Origin of the sequence: Mesonia oceanica, assembly GCF_902499555.1 — a bacterium.
GTDB classification, from domain to species: Bacteria; Bacteroidota; Bacteroidia; order Flavobacteriales; family Flavobacteriaceae; genus Mesonia; species Mesonia oceanica.
In genome coordinates this window covers 1-1501 of sequence record NZ_CABVMM010000049.1, presented here as the reverse complement: position 1 = coordinate 1501, position 1501 = coordinate 1, and the positions used below count along the sequence as shown (strand labels likewise).

The window sequence follows — 1501 nt, the reverse complement described above, 5'->3', positions numbered from 1 at the left end:
CCCGCCTCATACTGGATGGACGCAATGACTGCTGTACAGACCGGATTGTTAACACTAAGATCAAGCTCTATAGATGTGGCTCTTTAAAATATACTTCCCCGCCAATTACCTCGGCAACTACAGGAGATAATATTGTAAACATACCCGATATTTATGCAGATGAAATTAGGTTGGTAGTACCCAATGGTGAGGATGTGGGCAATGGTGGAAATGTGGGAAATAGTGAAAATGGTGGTGGTGAGTATATTAATTTTTCTGAGTTATCGGTGGTGGCCTATGAATAAAAAGAGGGGATAAAGTTCTGCTTCTCTATCAAGACCTAAAAACAAAAAAGGCTTTGCTGTTTTCGAGAAAAACTCACTAAACAAAGAGCTGTTACCTAGCATAAGTCTCTTTCCATAAAAAAACGTTTATTACAAGGATTTAAAAATTTTCACTAAAACCATCCCTAACCTGTTTTAAACAGCTCTCAAAATAAAGCTTGAAAACGGATATTCAACTATTTTAGTTGTTGGCTTTTAGATCATTCCCTTTTAAAATCACTTTTTTTAATTCTTCTTAGAGAAACGAAATGCACACCAACAAAGGTTTTCTGATGTTGATTTTAAAAAAAATTAGTATTAGTACATTACCATAAAGTTGTGCTTCTTTGTAGTTTTTTTAAAAATCATTAATATTAATGATTTTTAAAAAGATATCACCCCACCCCTACTTAATGAGATATACCGCTTTTTATTTTTTGTTTTTTATTCTAGGGATAATAACCCATTTATATGCTGATGCTTCTTCTAGCACTACCCCACCCCTACCGGTTATAGATTGTGGCGAGTCTATGAGTTATAAGCCATTAGGGTTATTTGACAAAGAAGGTTTTTTTTGGTATTCAACTCCCTGTGGTCTTGTAAAAGAAACAGGCAACGAAAGGTTATTTTTCCCTTTTAAAAAAATTGGAGGTGAAAAAGTTACTATTTTAAAGCCGAAACAACCATTTTTGAGCAGTACCGGAGATTTTTGGTTATTATCGGAGTTTAACTCTATATACAGGTTTAACATATATACCGGTAAGGCTTCATGGGTTTCTTTTCATCAAAAATACCATTATAGATCAATAATCGAAGACGATTATGGCAATATCTGGATTGCCACCGAAGAGAAAAAGGTGTTTAAAATAGGCTGTGAAAATGCTATAGAAACCTTTGAAATAGAGGATCCGAAACAATCAAATAAGGCCTATGAAATAGATGTTGTTTTTGAGCTTTTTAAAGGAGATTCTCAAGTTTTTATCAAAAATAAGAATTCGGTTTATAGGCTTTCTGGCAATTCCTTTAAACCACTACTTCTTGATTATGAGCCTCCTTCCAACACCCATTTTTTAATTGCCGAAGTTGGCGAATTATTTGAGGGCCAAGAAAACCAATTTTTTTACTACAAGAATACTGCCTTCCCCATTATTTATAATAAAACAATAAATAGGCATCTTTTTTATTTTCCTGATGAACTC

Annotated in this window: 2 protein-coding genes; both read left to right on the top strand. The window is 33.8% G+C overall.

Going from position 1 to position 1501, the window contains the following annotated elements; genetic code table 11:
- Window positions 1-284, top strand: a 284-nt coding sequence (locus FVB9532_RS19590; protein ID WP_194716599.1) for a hypothetical protein, incomplete at its 5' end; no start/stop codon positions are given.
- A 395-nt stretch (window positions 285-679) separates the two neighbouring features.
- Window positions 680-1501, top strand: an 822-nt coding sequence (locus FVB9532_RS19240) for a two-component regulator propeller domain-containing protein (RefSeq protein ID WP_150546806.1), incomplete at its 3' end; no start/stop codon positions are given.